This is a genomic window from Erwinia billingiae Eb661, assembly GCF_000196615.1.
GTDB lineage: Bacteria > Pseudomonadota > Gammaproteobacteria > Enterobacterales > Enterobacteriaceae > Erwinia > Erwinia billingiae.
This window is the reverse complement of sequence record NC_014306.1, coordinates 3,201,275-3,218,465: the sequence shown is the minus strand read 5'-3', so window position 1 is coordinate 3,218,465 and position 17,191 is coordinate 3,201,275. Positions and strand designations below refer to the sequence as shown.

At 56.0% G+C, this 17,191-nt stretch carries 17 protein-coding genes; 11 read left to right on the top strand and 6 right to left on the bottom strand.

Features of this window, described 5'->3' with window-relative positions; all coding sequences use genetic code 11:
* Positions 1–129: 129 nt before the first annotated feature.
* Positions 130–1,278 (bottom strand): acyltransferase family protein, encoded by a 1,149-nt coding sequence (locus tag EBC_RS16180; protein WP_013202908.1) that lies wholly within the window; start codon positions 1,276–1,278, stop codon positions 130–132.
* Positions 1,279–1,550: 272 nt separating this feature from the next.
* On the opposite strand from EBC_RS16180, the gene dacD reads away from it, so the two are divergent.
* The gene (gene dacD, locus EBC_RS16175) at positions 1,551–2,720 is read left to right on the top strand and encodes a serine-type D-Ala-D-Ala carboxypeptidase DacD (RefSeq protein ID WP_041692060.1); all 1,170 of its coding nucleotides are present in this window, start codon (positions 1,551–1,553) and stop codon (positions 2,718–2,720) included.
* 35 nt (positions 2,721–2,755) lie between these two features.
* Here the strand turns inward: dacD and EBC_RS16170 are convergent, their stop codons facing one another.
* The gene (locus tag EBC_RS16170) at positions 2,756–3,463 is read right to left on the bottom strand and encodes an SDR family oxidoreductase (protein WP_013202906.1); all 708 of its coding nucleotides are present in this window, start codon (positions 3,461–3,463) and stop codon (positions 2,756–2,758) included.
* A 99-nt stretch (positions 3,464–3,562) separates the two neighbouring features.
* Here EBC_RS16170 and EBC_RS16165 point away from each other — a divergent pair, with 99 nt between their 5' ends.
* On the top strand, positions 3,563–4,480 hold the full coding sequence (locus EBC_RS16165; protein ID WP_013202905.1) for a LysR family transcriptional regulator: 918 nt from the start codon (positions 3,563–3,565) through the stop codon (positions 4,478–4,480).
* Positions 4,481–4,588: 108 nt separating this feature from the next.
* Positions 4,589–5,056 (top strand): DNA gyrase inhibitor SbmC, encoded by a 468-nt coding sequence (gene sbmC, locus EBC_RS16160; RefSeq protein ID WP_013202904.1) that lies wholly within the window; start codon positions 4,589–4,591, stop codon positions 5,054–5,056.
* A gap of 109 nt (positions 5,057–5,165) precedes the next feature.
* On the opposite strand, the gene EBC_RS16155 is transcribed toward sbmC, so the two are convergent.
* From EBC_RS16155 to EBC_RS16145, 3 genes are read right to left on the bottom strand one after another with little or no spacing between them, the layout of a single operon-like run.
* A complete protein-coding gene (locus tag EBC_RS16155) occupies positions 5,166–6,392 on the bottom strand; it encodes a cytochrome c (RefSeq protein ID WP_013202903.1) in 1,227 nt (408 codons plus the stop codon).
* Positions 6,389–8,155: a GMC family oxidoreductase gene (locus tag EBC_RS16150; protein WP_013202902.1), complete on the bottom strand. Its 1,767-nt coding sequence runs from the start codon at positions 8,153–8,155 to the stop codon at positions 6,389–6,391. Before EBC_RS16150 ends, EBC_RS16155 begins: the two co-directional genes overlap by 4 nt.
* Position 8,156: 1 nt before the next feature.
* A complete protein-coding gene (locus tag EBC_RS16145; RefSeq protein WP_013202901.1) occupies positions 8,157–8,912 on the bottom strand; it encodes a gluconate 2-dehydrogenase subunit 3 family protein in 756 nt (251 codons plus the stop codon).
* 218 nt (positions 8,913–9,130) lie between these two features.
* On the opposite strand from EBC_RS16145, the gene EBC_RS16140 reads away from it, so the two are divergent.
* Positions 9,131–10,189, top strand: a complete 1,059-nt coding sequence (locus EBC_RS16140) for an FUSC family protein (protein ID WP_013202900.1) — start codon at positions 9,131–9,133, stop codon at positions 10,187–10,189.
* 155 nt (positions 10,190–10,344) lie between these two features.
* Entirely contained in the window at positions 10,345–10,665 is a 321-nt protein-coding gene (locus EBC_RS16135; RefSeq protein ID WP_013202899.1) for a DUF496 family protein, read from the top strand.
* 28 nt (positions 10,666–10,693) lie between these two features.
* Here EBC_RS16135 and EBC_RS16130 read toward each other — a convergent pair whose 3' ends face one another.
* The gene (locus tag EBC_RS16130) at positions 10,694–11,764 is read right to left on the bottom strand and encodes a LacI family DNA-binding transcriptional regulator (protein ID WP_013202898.1); all 1,071 of its coding nucleotides are present in this window, start codon (positions 11,762–11,764) and stop codon (positions 10,694–10,696) included.
* 173 nt (positions 11,765–11,937) lie between these two features.
* On the opposite strand from EBC_RS16130, the gene EBC_RS16125 reads away from it, so the two are divergent.
* The 6 genes from EBC_RS16125 (at position 11,938) to EBC_RS16100 (ending at position 17,187) form a co-directional block, all read left to right on the top strand.
* Positions 11,938–13,374: an EmmdR/YeeO family multidrug/toxin efflux MATE transporter gene (locus EBC_RS16125; RefSeq protein WP_013202897.1), complete on the top strand. Its 1,437-nt coding sequence runs from the start codon at positions 11,938–11,940 to the stop codon at positions 13,372–13,374.
* Positions 13,375–13,402: 28 nt separating this feature from the next.
* Complete coding sequence (locus EBC_RS16120) at positions 13,403–14,632, top strand: MFS transporter (protein WP_013202896.1); 1,230 nt, start codon at positions 13,403–13,405, stop codon at positions 14,630–14,632.
* A gap of 152 nt (positions 14,633–14,784) precedes the next feature.
* On the top strand, positions 14,785–15,666 hold the full coding sequence (locus EBC_RS16115) for a siderophore-interacting protein (protein WP_013202895.1): 882 nt from the start codon (positions 14,785–14,787) through the stop codon (positions 15,664–15,666).
* A gap of 13 nt (positions 15,667–15,679) precedes the next feature.
* Positions 15,680–16,336 carry a DUF998 domain-containing protein gene (locus EBC_RS16110; protein WP_013202894.1) on the top strand — a complete coding sequence of 219 codons (657 nt, stop codon included), beginning with the start codon at positions 15,680–15,682 and terminating at the stop codon, positions 16,334–16,336.
* A 260-nt stretch (positions 16,337–16,596) separates the two neighbouring features.
* Positions 16,597–16,854 carry an AbrB/MazE/SpoVT family DNA-binding domain-containing protein gene (locus EBC_RS16105; RefSeq protein WP_013202892.1) on the top strand — a complete coding sequence of 86 codons (258 nt, stop codon included), beginning with the start codon at positions 16,597–16,599 and terminating at the stop codon, positions 16,852–16,854.
* On the top strand, positions 16,855–17,187 hold the full coding sequence (locus tag EBC_RS16100; RefSeq protein ID WP_013202891.1) for a type II toxin-antitoxin system PemK/MazF family toxin: 333 nt from the start codon (positions 16,855–16,857) through the stop codon (positions 17,185–17,187).
* Positions 17,188–17,191: the final 4 nt, after the last annotated feature.

The window sequence follows — 17,191 nt, the reverse complement described above, 5'->3', positions numbered from 1 at the left end:
ATGGTAAACCATAACCAGAACATCATGAAGAGAAGGAAAATTTAAGTTGGAATGAGGGTTCCGAGGCAACGAAACTCGTGTCGGCTAACGAAGAAGGGAGTGGGAGAATGGCTCTCCCACTGAAAGAATTTAACCCGCAACATCCCTCACCACAGGCCGTTGTCCCAGCACCTTCTTCCCAATCAGAATCCCAGGCTTTTCAACGTAGCGATAGAGCAACGATCCTAACGCATAGGTAATCGGGATGCAGATGGCACAGACCGTGACGAATCGCATAATGTCGCTCTTACCGCCCAGACCGGTGTGGGTCAGCAGCAGCGCAATGGCTGGGATCACAATCAACAGATGCAGCAGATAGACCGAGAAGGACACATCGCCCAACCAGGTGCTGACGCGGTTGTTCAACAGTTTGCGGGGCAGGGCAATGACTTTGGTCATCAGGCTGCCTTCGGCGTATTGCCAGAGGATCGCAGCCATGCCGACAATCATCAGCACTTCCATCACCAGCTGCAGCGGAATGGCTTCCAGACCAATCACCTTACTGGCAACCGGACCCAGCAGCGCAAAGGCGACATACAGCAGCGCTTTACGGCGCACGGCTTCAGCCAGCAGCATGCCGGACAGGAACATATTCAGCTTTATCAGGATCATTGAAGGCATTTCGAACGCTTCATAGTAATCCGCCAGCACATAGCGGCCCACGCAGCACAGCACCATAAAGCCAATCAGCGAGGTGGCGTAGCCAAAGCGCATGGTCACCAGCATGATGAACGGGAACAACAGATAGAACTGCATCTCCAGTCCGATACTCCAGTCTGGCAGCACGGTATTAAAGCCGTAAGCCGGCAACAGGCCGAACAGGAAGCTGAAATGGGTCAGGATATTTGCCAGCGACTGATCCGAGTAGCGCGATGACTCGGTTGCCGTGCCGGAATAGAAGTGGGCGATGGTGTCGCGCATTTCACCAAACCACGGACCATATACCAGTGCGATAATCAGCAGTAAATAGTAGAGCGGGGCGATACGGAAAAAACGGCGCGTCCAGAAGGTCTTGATGGTGCTGGCGCTTTGCCACGGCTCTTTATGTTGGCGCTCAACATAGTTTTTGGCCATCAGGTAGCCAGAGAGAAGAATAAAGAGATCCACACCAATGCCAGGTGAGGAGATCAGCGTGATATGGCAATGAATCAGTAAACTGATATGACCAACCAGAACCCAGAGTGACGCGATGCCTCGCAGCCCCTCAAGTTCTGTAGACCAGCCTCGTGTGGCAGACATAGTAAATCCTCATACTTGTGTAAATTTTCGTAAGCCAAGCGTAAAGGACATGTCAGCTGAAACAAGGTCTGTTGTTCCTAAAGTAAAATTTATCAGAATATCCCTGGGCTTTTGTTAATGGCTGGTTGTGCCGTTGATAACTTTCGCTCAACTAATCACCAATCTAATCGACTGAAAATTAATATTTTCTTGCAATTTATTCATACAATGATGCACAGGATCCCGTAAAACAGGCTGGTTTTTTTACACAGCAGATTATTGAGGGTGTTCCGTTGAAGAAGCGTCAGCTTGCAAGTATAAGTGTGGTTTTGGCTTTTGCCTCCCTGGCTCATGCCGATGACAATCCGTTGGCCTTTCCTATGACGCCTCCTTCTGTCGATGCCGCTTCCTGGGTATTGATGGATGCCACTACCGGCCAGGTGTTAACCCAGGGCAACGCCGATGAGCGTCGCAATCCAGCCAGCCTCACCAAGCTGATGACGGGATATGTGGTCGACCGTGCGATTGATGCCAAGCGCATCACGCGTGATGACATGGTAACGATAGGGCAGGATGCATGGGGCGCGGGCAATCCGGTGTTTAAAGGATCGTCGTTAATGTTTCTGAAGCCGGGCGAGAAAGTCTCCGTCCGCGATCTGAGCCGTGGCGTGATCATTGACTCCGGTAACGATGCCTGTGTTGCGCTGGCCGATTATGTCGCGGGCAGCCAGTCAGCTTTTGTTGATCAGATGAACCAGTACGTCACCAAGCTGGGCCTGACCAATACCCATTTCGAAACCGTTCACGGTCTGGATGCGCCAGGTCAGTTCACGACCGCCGGGGATTTGGCGAAGCTTTCCCGGGCGATTATCTCCGGCGAGCCCGATTTTTATCAGATGTATGGCGAAAAATCCCTCACCTGGAACGGCATCACCCAGCAGAATCGTAACGGTTTGTTATGGGATAAAACCCTGCACGTCGACGGTCTGAAAACCGGTCACACCGAAAGCGCCGGTTTTAATATCATTGCTTCCAGCGTCGACGGACAGCGTCGTCTGATTGCGGTGATCATGGGCGGAAAAAGTACCAAAGGGCGTGAAGAGCAGGCGCGTAAACTGCTGACCTGGGGCCAGAACAATTTCGATACCGTGCAGCTGTTCCATGCCGGCAAAGAAATTGGTCACGAAAACGTCTGGTACGGCAATCCGCATCAGGTCTCCGTCGGCAGCGATAAAGATGTTTATCTGGCCCTGCCGCGTGATGAAGTGAAAAAGATTAAAGCGAAATACGTTATCGATCGCAAAGATCTGGAAGCGCCACTGAAAGCCCATGAGCAGGTGGGTTCGATTCAACTGGTTGATGGCGACAAGACGCTGGCGTCTTATCAGCTGGTTGCCCTGCAGGAAGTGAAGGAAGCAGGCATCATTACCCGCATCGAAGACTACATCAAACAGAAGCTGTAAGTGAAACAGGCGGCCCGCAATGGGCCGCCTGCTGCTTAAGGCTTGATGGCACCACCGCCATCCACCAGCACGGTTGAACCGGTGGTGTAGGCATTTCCGGCCAGAAACAGCACCGCGCGCGCCACATCTTCCGGCTGCCCCAGCGTTTTGGCGGGTAACGATTCGCGCAGGGTGGCAAAGAGTTGCTCCCGGGCGACGTCCTCCATGCCAGCCCATAGCGGCGTCTCAATCACGCCAGGGGAAACGGTATTTACCCGCACCGGCGAAAGCTCCAGCGCCAGACCACGTCCTAATGACTCCAGCGCCGCGTTGATGGCGCCCTGCAACACCGTTTTGCCCGGACGAACGCTCAAAAATCCCGACACAAAGGTCAGCGAGCCGCGTTCAGCAATTTTGGCCGCCCGGGCAACCCTGTAGGCTCCCCAAAACTTACTTTCCATTGCGCTGTAAGCGCTGTCCAGCGGCAGACTTTTCACCGGTCCGCCCGGCGTCTGCGCTGCGGAAATCGCAATATGATCCCAGGCCGGATGCGCAGCAAAGAACTGTTCAATCTGCTGATTGTCGGCGGTATCCAGCACGGCAACTTCGACCTCTCCCAGTCGTGCTGCGGCTGCCTGCAGCTTATCCAGACTGCGTGAGGCAATGGTCACCCTGGCACCTTCAGCCACGAATGCCGCCGCGATGGCTTCACCGATCCCGGAACTGCCGCCGACCACTAATACTTGCTGTTGTTTAAAAGTCATCATCTTCTCCTCAGGTTTTCCTCAAGCTTATGCCTCTCGCTTTCTTGACGGAATATGCAACACTTGCAAGGGATTGTTGCCGCTACATTGAGAATCGCTATGCTGAAAGATATCCGTGACATCGCCTTATTCAACGCCATCGTCGCCTGTGGTTCACTCTCTGCGGCCGGGCGACAGCTGGGATTATCGCTGGCTGTGGTCAGCAAAAGGCTGACGCAAATGGAGCAGCAGCTTGGCGTGCGTCTGTTTCATCGCACCACGCGGCATGTCTCGCTGACCGACGAAGGGTTGGTGTTTACCGAACATGCTCTGCGGCTGCAGCAGGAGCTGGACTCGATTGAGAGTGCGCTCTCATCAAGGCAGGGCAAAGCCAGCGGCACCTTGCGCATTACCTCTTCGCACAGTATGGGCCAGCGCTGGCTGTCGCCGATTGTCACCCGATTTATGCAACAGCATCAGAGCGTCAAACTGCATCTTCACCTGAGCGACAGGGTGATCGATCTGGCGGCCAGCGGCTACGATTTGGCAATACGCTACGGCGCGCTGGCGGATTCCCGGCTGGTCGCTCGGGAACTGGTGCCAAATCAGCGCGTGCTCTGCGCGTCTCCTGCGTATCTGCAGCAGGCCGGTGAGCCTCTGTCACTGGAGGAGTTAAGCGCGCACAGCTGCATTATCTCTGGCGATAACCCGGTCACCGAGTGGACCTTTGGCGCCGGGGAATCTCAGCGCAGCGTACAGATCAACGCCCGTTTTCACGTCAATACCGGTGAGGCTGCACACGGCCTGGCACTGCACGGTGCCGGGATCGTGGTGAAATCTGTCTGGGATGTGGCAGACGACCTCAAATCCGGCAAGCTGGTGCAGGTTCTCACTGACCATCCTCTTCCCGCCGCGCCACTGCATGCGATCTGGTTGAATGGCAAGCAACAGCCTCCGCGCGTGCGGCTGTTTGTCGACTATCTGCGCGAGGCGCTCGCCCAGCAGTGGCAGGATTTCAGCCTGACCCGGCCCGACTAAAGTCTTTTGCTGGCTGGCTCGCAAAACAACATTTCAGCGGCTTTTTTGCTCGATCATCTACACTTCTGACTGTATGTTTAACCAGTTATCCTAATGAGGAACAAGAAGATGAATGTTGAAATCGTTGAGCGTGAAGAGAGCAAAACAGCCGGTTTTCATCTTGTGGGCCCGTGGGAAGTCACCGCGCCCGAAGGCTTTGACAAACTGGTGGCCTGGACCAGCAAGCATAATGTGATGGGCCCATGGATGGGCGTGTATCACGGTAATCCGCGGGCGGTGCCAGCGGAAGAGCTGAAAATTGAAACGGTGATCGGCGTGCCGACCGACTTCGAGCTGCCTGAAGGGAGTGAGGGCGCCAGGCTCAGCATCATTCCCGCCGGAACCTATGCGATGAATCTGGTGCATGTGAACGACGGTGATTTCACCAAACCCTGGTATGCCTTCTTTGATGAGTGGCTGCCGGACAGCGGGTATGTGATGGCGGAAGGGCCCTGTTTTGATCACTACCTGAACGACGGTTCGCAGAGCGGCGAATGGGATATCGAGCTCTATATTCCGGTCAGCAAAGCGGAATAAAAATGAAAGAGCAGCGCAATCACTCACGCTGCTCTTATTGCGAACCCTGCAATCGGCTTAGCCGGTTTACCGTGCAGGTTTTAACCCTGCAGCAAGCATCCGGGGCACGCTATTTACGCAGTTCTTCCTTCAGGTCCTCCACATCGCCAGCGCTGACCGGTGATGCGGCATTACCCCAGCTGTTGCGAACGTAGGTAATGACATCGGCCATTTCCTCATTGCTTAGGGTGCCGGCAAACGAAGGCATCGCTGGCGCGGTTGGACGGGTATCCGTATCCACGCCACGGCTGCCCGCAACCACCACATGGATCAGCGAGGTGGCGTTCGGCGCATTCACCAGCGGGTTATTGGCCAGCTGAGGGAAGATATTCTTACCGCCCTGGCCCTGAGGCGCATGGCAGGCAGAACATTTCGCTTCATAAATCGTTGCACCGGTTTTCATCCGACTGTCGTCTGCGGCCAGTGCTCTCGGCTTGTCATCGCCCTGTTTTGGCGTGGCTTTCAGGTAGGTGGCGACCGCTTTCAGATCCTCGTCGCGCCAGTATTGCGTCGAGTTCTTCACCGCATCCGCCATCGGCCCGGACGCGATGTCATACCGGTTTACGCCGGTACGCAGATAGCTGACGATATCTTCCTGCGTCCATTTGCCTAAACCGGCATGCTCATCGCTGGTCAGATTCGGTGCCCACCAGCCTTCGACCACCGCGCCGGACAGGAACGCGCTGTTCTTGTCACCGCCGAGGATGTTTTTCGGCGTATGGCAGGTTCCGCAGTGGCCTAACCCTTCAACCAGGTAAGCGCCACGGTTCCACTCCGCCGATTTGCTCATATCCGGCTTGAATTCGCCCTTATCGAAGTTCATCCAGTTCCAGACAATCAGACTGGTACGGACGTTAAACGGAAAGGGCAGCTGGTTGGACTCAATTTCCTGATGGATAGGTTGCAGGCTCTGCAAATACGCCCACAGGTCAGCGTTATCCTGGCGGGAGACTTTGGTATAGGCGGTGAACGGCATGGCGCCGTATAGCCGCTTGCCACCGTGGCCAATCCCTTCGGACATGGCGCGCTGGAAGTCATCAAAACTCCAGTTGCCGATACCGGTTTCACGATCGGGAGTAATGTTGGCACCAACCAGTTTACCGAAAGGCGTGTTCAGGCCAACGCCACCGGCGAACGGTTTTTTCGGATCGACGGTATGGCAGGCGGTACAGTCACCCAGCGTGGCGATGTAGCGGCCACGTTCAATCTGATCGTATTCCGGCTGTGCCCAGGCTTCAGAAACGCCGAGCACCGCGAGTGAGATCGCAGCCAGTGCGAAAAGCGTGCGCTTTTTCATGCGGTAATCATCTCCCCTGGACGTTTCAGATAGTACTGGCGAATGTCGTGCGCGGCCTTAAAGGCCAACGCGCCGACGGTGCCAGTAGGGTTATATCCCGGGTTTTGCGGGAAGGCAGACGCACCGACTACAAACAGATTCGGCACGTCCCAGACCTGCAGATGCTTGTTCACCGAGCTGTTCGACGGATCGGCACCCATTACAAAGCCGCCGCAAACGTGGGAAGACTGATAGGGCACGCTGTTCCAATGGCCGCTGGTCGGCTTGGAAACGATCTGGCGCGGATTCATGGTTTTAGCAATTTCCGCCACTTTTCCGGTGCAGTACTGCGCCATACGCAGATCGTTTTCCGGGAAGTCGAAGGTGATACGCAGCAACGGACGACCGTGCGGATCCTTGTAGTTCGGATCCAGCGACAGATAGTTAGTGCGTTGGGTATAGCTGCTTGCCTCACACCCGATTGACATGGTGCTGAGGTAGTTCTTCACCGTGGCCTTCTTCCAGTCGGATCCCCATTTTGGCGTGCCTGGCGGTACCGGGCGGCTGTTGATGGGCGCTGCGCCAATTGGCGTCACGCGAATACTGCCGCCGCCGAAGAAGCCCAGCCCGCTGTGGTCGAAGTTATCGTTATTGAAATCATCAATGCCCATCCCGACGGCACCGGCACCGATAAACGGGTTGAAGTTCTTGTCATCGAAGAACAGGGTCACGCCGTTCGCGGTCTGGTAGGCGTAGTTACGGCCGGTGGTACCGGTGTTGGTCACCGGATCGTAGGCTTTGCCGATGTTGGAGAGCAGCATCAGACGCACGTTCTCGAAGGTATAGGCCGCGACGATCACCAAATCCGCAGGCTGTTCCCATTCATCGCCGCTGGAGTCGATAAAGGTCACGCCAGTGGCTTTTTTGCCGGTGGAGTCGGTTAAGACCTGCAACACTTCGCTGCTGGTATGCGCGGTGAAGTTGGGTTTGCGCATCAGGGCTGGCAGAACGGTGGTGATGGCGCTGGCCTTGGAGTAGTTAGCGCAACCGTAGTTGGTGCAGTAGCCACAAAAGGTACAGGGCCCCATGGTCACGCCATACGGGTTGGTGTAGGCCTCGGACACCAGCGATGAAGGCACGGCAAAGGCGTTATAGCCCATATTGCGGGCGGCTTCAGCAAACAGCGTCGGGCCATAAGGCTGTTTCATTGGTGGCGTCGGATATTCACCGGAGCGTGAGCCTTCAAACTGGTTGCCGCCTGCCTGCTTCACGCCATTAATCACGCCCGCTTTGCCAGAGGTGCCGGCAACACGTTCGAACTGCATATAGTGCTTTTCAATTTCGTCCCAATCCATGCCCCAGTCCTGCAGCGACAGATCGGAAGAGATGGCATTTGCACCGTAACGTTCAGTCAGATGACTGCGCAGGCGAAACTCTTCCGGCTGGAAACGGAAGGTAATTCCCGCCCAGTGGTTGCCCGCGCCGCCGGTGCCGTTACCGGGATGGAACGATCCCCAGCTGCGCATCGGTAACGCGGTCTGCGAAGGATTGTTACGCATGGTGCAGGTGTTCTGGCGGGTGCGCAGCATCAGCTCTTCACGTTGCACATAACGCAACTCATCGGTAATGGTGGCAACGTTGAAATCCCGCGCCGTATCGCGCCACGGGCCGCGTTCAATGCCGACAATGTTTAACCCTTCATCAGCCAGTTCATTGGCGATGATCGAGCCAGCCCAGCCCAGGCCGATGATGACCACATCGGTTTTTGGTAGTTTGGTCGCCATATCAGGATCCTTTTTTCTGGGTTGGCAGGTCGGCAATGCTCACCGGTTGCAGCTTCAGGTCCTGGTTATGGCGGCCAATGTAGTCGCGATAATCATAACGTGCGCCGGGGAAGCCCAGCATCTTCCAGGAAACCATGTCTTTGTTGCCGCCATAAATTGGATCGGCGAAGAAGCCTTCCATTGCGTTGGTCAGCACTTGAGCAAAGAATGAGGCGCTGTCGTAACCGTCCAGCGCAATCTTGCCGTTTTCCAGGCCATGCAGGATGTCGTCCTGCTGCTCGGCAGTCAGGTCTTTAAAGGCTTTCTGATGGCTGGTCTGGCAATACGTGTTGAGGGCGGCAATGCCCAGGCGATAACGCTGACGGGGCACCAACGGGGACTGATCGCCCTGTTCCGGAACGCCTTTTTCAAACGGGCCTTCCATATACAGGCGTTCAAAGGTGCCGTAAAAACCGTGCAGCTGGCGATCGATAAACACGGTACACCCGGCTTCTTTACCGCCCATGCTCAGCTCATCGGCCGGGATCAGGCGGTCAACGATGGCGTCTATCGTTGCGGCTTCTTCCTCGGTGAAAAACAGCAGGGCAGTGGAATCAAAGGTTTCGGGTGGGTTGTTTGAAAAAGGTGTCCAGCCTGGGGCACCGGTAAGGGTGACGGCTTTGGCAACGCCGGTGGCGGTAGCCGCTATCGCGCCGGTCGACCATGTCAAAACCTGCCGCCGGGTGACTCCAGGCTGCGTTGAAGTGGGTTTGCGCATTGAGCTTCCTATTGTTCCAGTCTGTAAAGTTATATCTAAAGTGTAAAAATATGAGCAAGACGACAGTATTATGTATAACAGATGTTGTCGTTTTGTTAATTAGTGTTATTCCTTAAAAGATGTAAGGAAATTCCTCACTAAAAATAGTGCAGAATCAATTACGGCGCTTTTTTCGATCGGGTATGATGCCCAGCTTCAACTGTTATCAGGAGAACTGTGTGCGCCCGGACAAGCCGTTATCGGCCTTCGAATTCACGCTCTACCGCAACTATCGCACCGTGCATGGCATTCGAATTGCGCTGGCATTTGTGCTGACCTTTTTGCTGGTGCGGCTGCTGGAGATCCCGGAAGGGACCTGGCCGCTGATCACGCTGGTGGTGGTGATGGGCCCCATTTCATCCTGGGGAAACGTCTTTCCTCGTGCGCTGCAGCGTATCGGCGGCACCATCTTTGGCTCGGTCTCCGGACTGATTGCCCTCAAGCTTGAAGTGATTTCCCTGCCGGGAATGCTGGTGTGGTGCACCATCGTGATGTTCCTGTGCGGCTTTCTGACGCTGGGCAAACACCCTTACATGGCGCTGCTGATCGGCATCACGCTGGCGGTGATTTGCGGCGCGCCGCCGGGCGATCTGACTACCGCGTTATGGCGCGGTGGCGATGTGATCTTCGGTTCGCTGCTGGCACTGCTGTTTACCAGCATCTATCCGCAGAAAGCCTATACCCACTGGCGCATCAAGCTCTCAGATTCCCTGCTTGAAACTGCCAAAATCTATCACGCCGGTTTCTCGCCGAACCTGGTGGAGAAGCCCCGGCTGACGCGGCCTTTACAGCGATTGTTAACCGGCGTCGTCAAAATGCGCTCGCTGATTGAGCCGTCCAGCAAAGAAACCAAAATTCCCAAATCGGTGTTTGAAGGTATCCAGACGCTGAACCGCAATATGGTTTGTACCCTTGAGCTGCAGCTGAATGCCTGGTGGAACTCGCGCGAGAGCCATCTGATCATGCTGAACGCCCCGGCGCTGCGTCATACCCAGGAAATGACCGAGAACACGCTACGCAAACTGTCGAAAGCCATTGTCGAAGGCAATACGGACAAAATTGCGGCTTACAGTGGTGAGCTGGCGGAAGTCAGCCGCGAACTGCGACAGCTGATTAAGGAATATGACAGCGACGAGCGGGTGGAGACGGCGATCCACGGCTACGTCTGGCTGAGCCTGGAAATGGCGGGGCAGCTGGAAAGACTGTCTGATTTAATGCGGCTGGTCTTGCGTAAATAAGCGATATGCAACAACTTACTGCGGGAAACAGTCGTTCGCGCTAAGATAGGGCCCGACTCTACAATTTCAAAATTGCCTTCGGCCGCGGTGAGCCGCTAAGCTGAGTGCTACGATAATGACGCCTGTGCGAACAGGCCTAAATGAAAGGTGTCTTCATGGAAAATGCAAAGCAATCATTTCAGGACGTGCTGGAGTTCGTGCGGATGTTCCGTCGTAAGAACAAGCTGCAGCGCGAAATTCACGATAACGAAAAGAAAATTCGTGATAACCAGAAGCGTGTCTTGCTGCTCGATAACCTTGGCGAATACATCAAACCGGGCATGAGCATTGAAGCCATCCAGGAAATCATTGGCAGCATGCGCAGCGACTACGAAGATCGTGTTGATGACTACATCATCAAAAATGCCGATCTGTCGAAAGAGCGTCGTGACCTGTCGAAGAAATTGAAAGCGATGGGCGAGCCTAAACCGCAGTAAGGTTTAGCGATTCAGACTCCAGGGGCGATCATCGATCGCCCTTTGTTTTTTCTGCAGGTTGTTGACGCTTTCCGCTCATCGCCTGTGCATTTACCCGCTGTTGCGGCGGCGCGGCGGTGGTTTCCCGGATCATTAACCGGGTGGCAAACGGCCGCATCAGCGCCGGACTCTGCTCCTCATTGAGCGTCTGCACCAACCAGTCCACGCTGCGCTCACCCAGCTGCTTGATATCCTGACGGACCGTGGTCAACGGCGGTTGATACCATGCGCTCTCGGCCGTGTCGTCGTAGCCCACCACCGAAATCTCCGCAGGGATCTGCAATCCCGCCTGATGCAACGCCCGCAGCGCACCTAACGCCATCTGATCGTTAGCGACCAGCAGGGCGGTCGGCAGGGCACTGCCAAGGAGAGAAAGGGTGGCCTGATAGCCTGATTCGGCGCTCCAGTCCCCGGTCAGTTCACGGTGCGGCGTAAGCTGATTTTCTGCTAATACCCTAAGCCAGGTTTGATGACGCGAGGCGGCCGCCACCGACGCTTTCGGCCCATTCAGCAGCGCAATCTCCCGATGTCCCAACGCCAGCAGGTGTTCAATGCCCTGGCGGGCGCCGGTTTCTGCACTGTACTGGCAGGCCGGCACCGGCGCATCATCCGGGACATCGAGAAACAGGCCCGGAAGAGGGCGGGTGAGTGCGGCAATGTGACTGGCGCTGGCATTATCCAGCGGCAGGTTAACCAGTAATGCATCCACGCGCTGGGCCAGCAATTCCTGCACCGCCACGTCGGCTCCTTTCGCGCCAGACATGGCGATCACCAGTCGGTAACCCAACGCGGTGGCACGCTGCTGAATCGCCGACGCCATTTGCGCCGGGGCCAGCAGCGCCAGATCGCTGGTGGCCAGACCCAGCGTGCGCGAGTGTTTCCCGGCCAGCTGCTGCGCCACGCGGTTGGGAACATAGTTCAGCGCCACCATCGCCGCTTCCACTTTCAGCCGGGTCTTTTCCGCCACGCTGGCAGAATGGTTCAGCACGCGGGAAACCGTCTGGTAAGAGACTCCTGCGGCAGCGGCAACATCATCCAGCGTAACGGAACGGGGCTTCATGGCTTTCTCCTGAAAATCGTCGCGGCAGTTTAGCAATAAAGCCTGAAGACAGCGGAAACTTCTTTGACCGCTGACCGCCTTTTTGTGCAGCGCGAAAAAAAAGACTTTGCATAATAGTCAGCCTTTTACCATCATCAATCAGGACTACTTACCTCTTCCTGGCTGGAACTACCTTGCAAAACTTCAGAGTCTCTCTGCTGCAGGCGATCAAAAATACGGCGTGGTATCCCAAAAGACATTCCTACCGAGTTTTATTCTGGCGAGAAATCACCCCGCTGGCCGTGCCGATCTTCTTCGAGAACCTTTGCGTCCTGCTAATGGGGGTGCTCAGCACCTTCCTGGTGAGCTGGCTGGGCAAAGAGGCGATGGCGGGAGTGGGGCTGGCAGACAGCTTCAATATGGTGATTATCTCCTTCTTCGCCGCCATCGATCTTGGTACTACCGTGGTGGTGGCCTTCAGTCTGGGAAAACTCAATCGCGAACGGGCGGAAGCGGCAGCCAGACAGTCGCTGGTGCTGATGACGCTATTTGCCGTGTTGCTCGCGCTGCTGATCGAGTTCTTTGGCGTACAGATTATTGATGTGATTGCCGGCAGTGCCGAACCGGCGGTGAAAGCGCTGGCGTTGGATTACCTGACCATCAGCGCCTGGAGTTATCCCGCAGCGGCCATCGCGCTGATTGGCTGTGGCGCACTGCGCGGCGCAGGCAACACTAAAATTCCAATGCTGATCAACGGCGGAATGAACATTCTGAATATCGTGATCAGTACCGCGCTGATTTACGGCTGCTTTGGCTGGAAAGGGCTGGGCTTCGATGGCGCGGCCGTCGGCTTAACCATCTCGCGCTATATCGGCGCGCTGGCGGTGATTTACGTGCTGATGATCGGCTTTAACCCGCGTTTAAAAATCACCCTGAAAAGCTACTTCACGCGACTCAATACCAGCATCCTGATGGAAGTGCTGGGAATTGGCGTGCCGGCCAGTATTGAATCGGTGCTGTTTAACGGCGGCAAGCTGCTGACGCAAATCTTTGTCGCCGGGATGGGCACCGACGTTATCGCCGGTAACTTTATCGCCTTCTCGATTGCCTCGATGATTAACCTGCCGGGGAACTCGCTGGGGTCGGCCTCCACCATCATTGTCGGAACGCGATTAGGCCGGGGCCAGCTGCTGCAGCCGGAACGTCAGCTCCGGCATATCTTCTGGCTATCCACCATTGGCTTATGTTTACTGGCGGCGATAACGGTGCCGTTCGCCGGTATCCTCGCGTCGTTCTACACCAAGGATCCCGATGTCATCCACGTGGTGAAAATCCTGGTCTGGCTGAACGCGGCGTTTATGCCTTTCTGGGCGGCCTCGTGGGTCTTGCCCGCCGGGTTGAAAGGGGCGCGCGATGCGCGATTCACCATGTGGATCTCGCTGTTGGGCATGTGGGGCGCCCGCATCGTGGCCGGTTACACGCTCGGTGTGGTATTGGGATTCGGCGTGGTGGGTATCTGGCTCGGCATGTTTATGGACTGGATTGTGCGTGGCTTCTTCTTCTATCGCCGTCTGAACAGCGGCCGCTGGCTGTGGAAATACAAAAAGCCGGCAGTGTCATCTGCTCAGTAAAATAAAAATATTCAGGTAAAAAATCGCTATGCGTTCTTCTGCACCCGCCAGGGCGGATTCCCTGTTTCAACACCGTTCTTTCGTCGCATTCTGGCTGGCTCGCACCACCTCCAGCTTCGGTTTCCAGATGCTCTCCATTGCGGTGGGCTGGCAGATCTATTCGATCACCGGCCGCGCCTGGGATCTTGGCCTGATTGGCCTGGTGCAGTTTCTGCCGGCGGTTCTGCTGGCCTTGCCCGCAGGCCACGTCGCCGACCAGTTCGATCGCCGCCGGGTGGTGCTTTTCGGCCAGCTCACCGAGTGGATTGCCATTGCGGTGCTGGCGGGACTGACGCTGGCACACAAAACCGATGAGGTGATAATCCTCGGGCTGGTGTTCATTATCTCGGTGGCCAGAACGCTGGAAGCGCCGTCGTTACAGTCGATGCTGCCCGCGCTGGTGCCGCCGGCGATGCTGGCCCGCGCAACGGCTGCCAATGGCGCCTCGATGCAGACCGCCTCGATGCTCGGCCCGGCGCTGGGTGGCTTCCTGTATGTTGCTGGTCCGGGCGTGGTGTATCTCACGGCCGGGCTGCTCTATCTGATTTCAATCGTGATGGTCAGCCGTCTGCGTTATGAGCATGCGCCACCGAAAAGGACGCCCGCGACCTTTGAGAGCGTCTTTGCGGGCGTGCGCTTTATCCGCAACCGGCCGGATGTCCTGGGCGTGATCTCGCTGGATCTTTTTGCGGTGCTGCTGGGTGGCGCAACGGCGCTGTTGCCGATCTTCGCCAAGGATATCCTGCATACCGGTCCCTGGGGGCTGGGATTACTGCGCGGTGCGCCAGCGGTGGGTGGATTGCTGGTGGGCTTCTGGCTCAGCCGCCGCACTTTAGAGCGCAACGTCGGCATGACGATGTTTGCTGCCGTGGCCGGATTTGGCGTCGCCACGCTGATTTTTGCCCTGTCGAAAGAGCTGTGGCTGTCGATTCTGGCGCTGTTCGCGTTGGGCGGATTTGATATGGTCAGCGTGGTGATCCGTGGCTCGCTGGTGCAGCTGGATACCCCTGACGAGATGCGCGGGCGCGTCAGTGCGGTTAACTCGATCTTTATCAACACCTCAAACCAGCTTGGCGAGTTTGAGTCCGGCATGCTAGCGGCCTGGCTTGGTGCGGCGCCAGCGGCGGCGGTCGGCGGGATTGGTACGCTGATCGTGGTGGGGCTGTGGATGGTGTGGTTCCCAGGCCTGCGTCGCCGCCAGCGCCTGCACAACGACTGAATTGTTAGCAATGTGCTGCACGGGAGGTAAAGGGATGTTAAGGGTTGAAATCATTTTCATCTTTTAAATGATAATGATTATCGTTATATTGCGATACTGAACGCCGTCAGACGGCTGAAATATCGCAATAACTTCCCTGAAGGAGCAGCACAATGGCCGCGGGTTACCGGATTTTCAACGTTACGCTCAAACAACGCATTCAGGTTACGCCTTCCTTACTGCGTTGTGTGTTCACCGGCGACGATGTGCTGGAGATGAAGCATGAATCCCCCGATCAGCGTATCAAGCTGCTGTTCGCGGGCGAGGATGGCACCTGTCCGGCGATGCCGGTCAGTGAAGGCTGGTATCAGGATTATCTGGCATTGCCAAAGCCGCAGCGCCCGGTCATGCGCACCTATACGCTGCGGGAACTGCGCCGCGAGCAGAAAGAGATGGACGTGGAGTTCGTGCTGCACGGCGAAACCGGTCCTGCTTCGCGCTGGGCGATGCATGCGGGCACCGGCGCTAAGATGCAGATTGTTGCACCGAATGCGGCCTCTGCGGATGACAGCGGCGGCTATGAATGGATTTGGCACGAGGGTATTCAACAGGCGTTGCTGATTGCCGATGAAACCGCGGTGCCTGCGGCGGTGGGCATTCTGGAACAGCTGGCAACGCTGGCTGAGCCGCCAAAGGTGCAGGCATTCTTTGAGGTTCCGCATATCACCGATGCTCAGCAGCAAGATTTTCCTTTTGCTGAAATTCACTGGCTCGGGCGCGAGGATCACCCACAGGGCACCTTGCTGATGAAGGCGATTCGCGATCATCTTACCCTTCCAGACGGCGCGCGCGTCGCGGATCAGTCGCTGGAAAACAAAAGCCTGATTGAAGATGGCATCTGGGAGCGTGCGGAAGGCAAGCACGGATTTAACGCCTGGGTGGCCGCCGAATCGGGCGTGGTCAAAAAACTGCGCCACTGCCTGATTGATGAGTTCCAGCTGGACCGTGAAGTGGTGAACTTTATGGCATACTGGACGCTGGGTCGGGGCCGCTAATCACCGGAAGCAGATGAATTCACGACAGCTTGCAACCAAATTGGGCGCACTCAGTTTTGCACTGGGTGGCCTGTTATATCTGTTGGCCGAAAAAGTCGCCTCTCGCGCCTGGACCACGCCACCGTACTTCTTCAGTCAAAACTACATCAGCGATTTGGGCATTGCGCAGTGCGGCGTATTGCCTGATGGCCGTGATGTCTGCTCGCCGCTCCACGCGGTGATGAACAGTGGCTTCGCGGCGGAAGGCCTGCTTTTCTTTCTCGCCTGTCTGTTACTCCGATCAAACTTCACTGGCGCGGGCCAAAAAGGCTTTTTGCTGACCGGCTTGTTGCATGGCATCGGCGGGGTAGTGATTGCGCTCTTTCACAGCGGCTCAGAAGCCAGTGGATTTACCGTACATCAGGCTGGCGCGATCATGGCGATCGGCGGAGGAAATCTCTGTTTGATCACCGTCGGCGGGTTGCTGCGACAGCAAAAGGACCTGCGCGATTACAGCGTATTGAGTCTGGTGCTCGGCTGTATCGGCCTGCTCAGCATGTTTCTGATCCCCCTCAACGTGCTGCCAACCGGCATTATCGAAAGGGCCTCTGTGTATCCCATTACTTTCTGGCAGATTTTTACCGGCGTGATGTTACTGGTGAAAAGCTGGGGCGTGCGAGGTAAGGGGTAAGCACTTAACCGCGCGGTGATCTCTCTCCGGCGCAGGCCAGATCCCGAACCTGCGCCGCATTTTGTTTATCTCATTCGAGATAATTCTTTGAGCTGCCTGAATAGTCTTCTTTAATCAGCCTGTCTGACGTGAAGTCCGTACCTGCCTGCACGACAACCTTCACGCTGAGTCCAACTAAGGAAATCACAATGATTCTGGCTGAAAACTGTGCACCGCCTGCCATTAATGTTATATTAAAATATAATATCAGGAGGCGCTCTATGTATATCACTCGTCTGAAAAAGGTTGGCGGATCCGTCATGCTGGCGGTTCCTCCCGCCGTGTTAAAAACGTTGGCGTTGTCGACAGAAAGCGAAGTGGGCATGACCATTAAAAATGGCTGCCTGATTATTGAACCGCAGAAACGGCCCCGTTATTCGCTTGAGGAGCTGCTGGCACAGTGCGATCCGCAGGCTGAAATGAGCGAAGAAGATCGGGAATGGATGGATACGCCTGTGGCAGGCAAGGAGGTCCTGTAAATGGAGAGAGGGGAAATCTGGCTCGTTTCACTGGATCCGACAGCGGGACATGAACAACGTGGGACTCGTCCGGTACTCATTGTGTCTCCCGCCGCATTTAACCGGTTCACTCAGTTACCTGTCGTCCTTCCCGTTACCCGAGGTGGCAACTTCGCCCGCACAGCGGGGTTTACCGTATCACTGAATGGAGCAGGAACTACAACAACGGGTGTGATTCGCTGCGATCAGCCGAGAACCATTGATATGAGTGCCCGGCACGGTGAGAGACTGGAACGTCTGCCCGATGATGTTGTTAATGAAGTGCTGGCCAGACTGGAAGCTATTCTTAATTAAGCTT

Excerpts from the sequence above, each read along its gene's own strand:
- EBC_RS16180 (WP_013202908.1), bottom strand. The coding sequence starts at position 1,278 with ATGTCTGCCACACGAGGCTGGTCTACAGAACTTGAGGGGCTGCGAGGC.
- EBC_RS16170 (WP_013202906.1), bottom strand. The coding sequence starts at position 3,463 with ATGACTTTTAAACAACAGCAAGTATTAGTGGTCGGCGGCAGTTCCGGG.
- EBC_RS16165 (WP_013202905.1), top strand. The coding sequence starts at position 3,563 with ATGCTGAAAGATATCCGTGACATCGCCTTATTCAACGCCATCGTCGCC.
- sbmC (WP_013202904.1), top strand. The coding sequence starts at position 4,589 with ATGAATGTTGAAATCGTTGAGCGTGAAGAGAGCAAAACAGCCGGTTTT.
- EBC_RS16155 (WP_013202903.1), bottom strand. The coding sequence starts at position 6,392 with ATGAAAAAGCGCACGCTTTTCGCACTGGCTGCGATCTCACTCGCGGTG.
- EBC_RS16150 (WP_013202902.1), bottom strand. The coding sequence starts at position 8,155 with ATGGCGACCAAACTACCAAAAACCGATGTGGTCATCATCGGCCTGGGC.
- EBC_RS16145 (WP_013202901.1), bottom strand. The coding sequence starts at position 8,912 with ATGCGCAAACCCACTTCAACGCAGCCTGGAGTCACCCGGCGGCAGGTT.
- EBC_RS16135 (WP_013202899.1), top strand. The coding sequence starts at position 10,345 with ATGGAAAATGCAAAGCAATCATTTCAGGACGTGCTGGAGTTCGTGCGG.
- EBC_RS16130 (WP_013202898.1), bottom strand. The coding sequence starts at position 11,764 with ATGAAGCCCCGTTCCGTTACGCTGGATGATGTTGCCGCTGCCGCAGGA.
- EBC_RS16120 (WP_013202896.1), top strand. The coding sequence starts at position 13,403 with ATGCGTTCTTCTGCACCCGCCAGGGCGGATTCCCTGTTTCAACACCGT.
- EBC_RS16115 (WP_013202895.1), top strand. The coding sequence starts at position 14,785 with ATGGCCGCGGGTTACCGGATTTTCAACGTTACGCTCAAACAACGCATT.
- EBC_RS16110 (WP_013202894.1), top strand. The coding sequence starts at position 15,680 with ATGAATTCACGACAGCTTGCAACCAAATTGGGCGCACTCAGTTTTGCA.
- EBC_RS16105 (WP_013202892.1), top strand. The coding sequence starts at position 16,597 with ATGTATATCACTCGTCTGAAAAAGGTTGGCGGATCCGTCATGCTGGCG.
- EBC_RS16100 (WP_013202891.1), top strand. The coding sequence starts at position 16,855 with ATGGAGAGAGGGGAAATCTGGCTCGTTTCACTGGATCCGACAGCGGGA.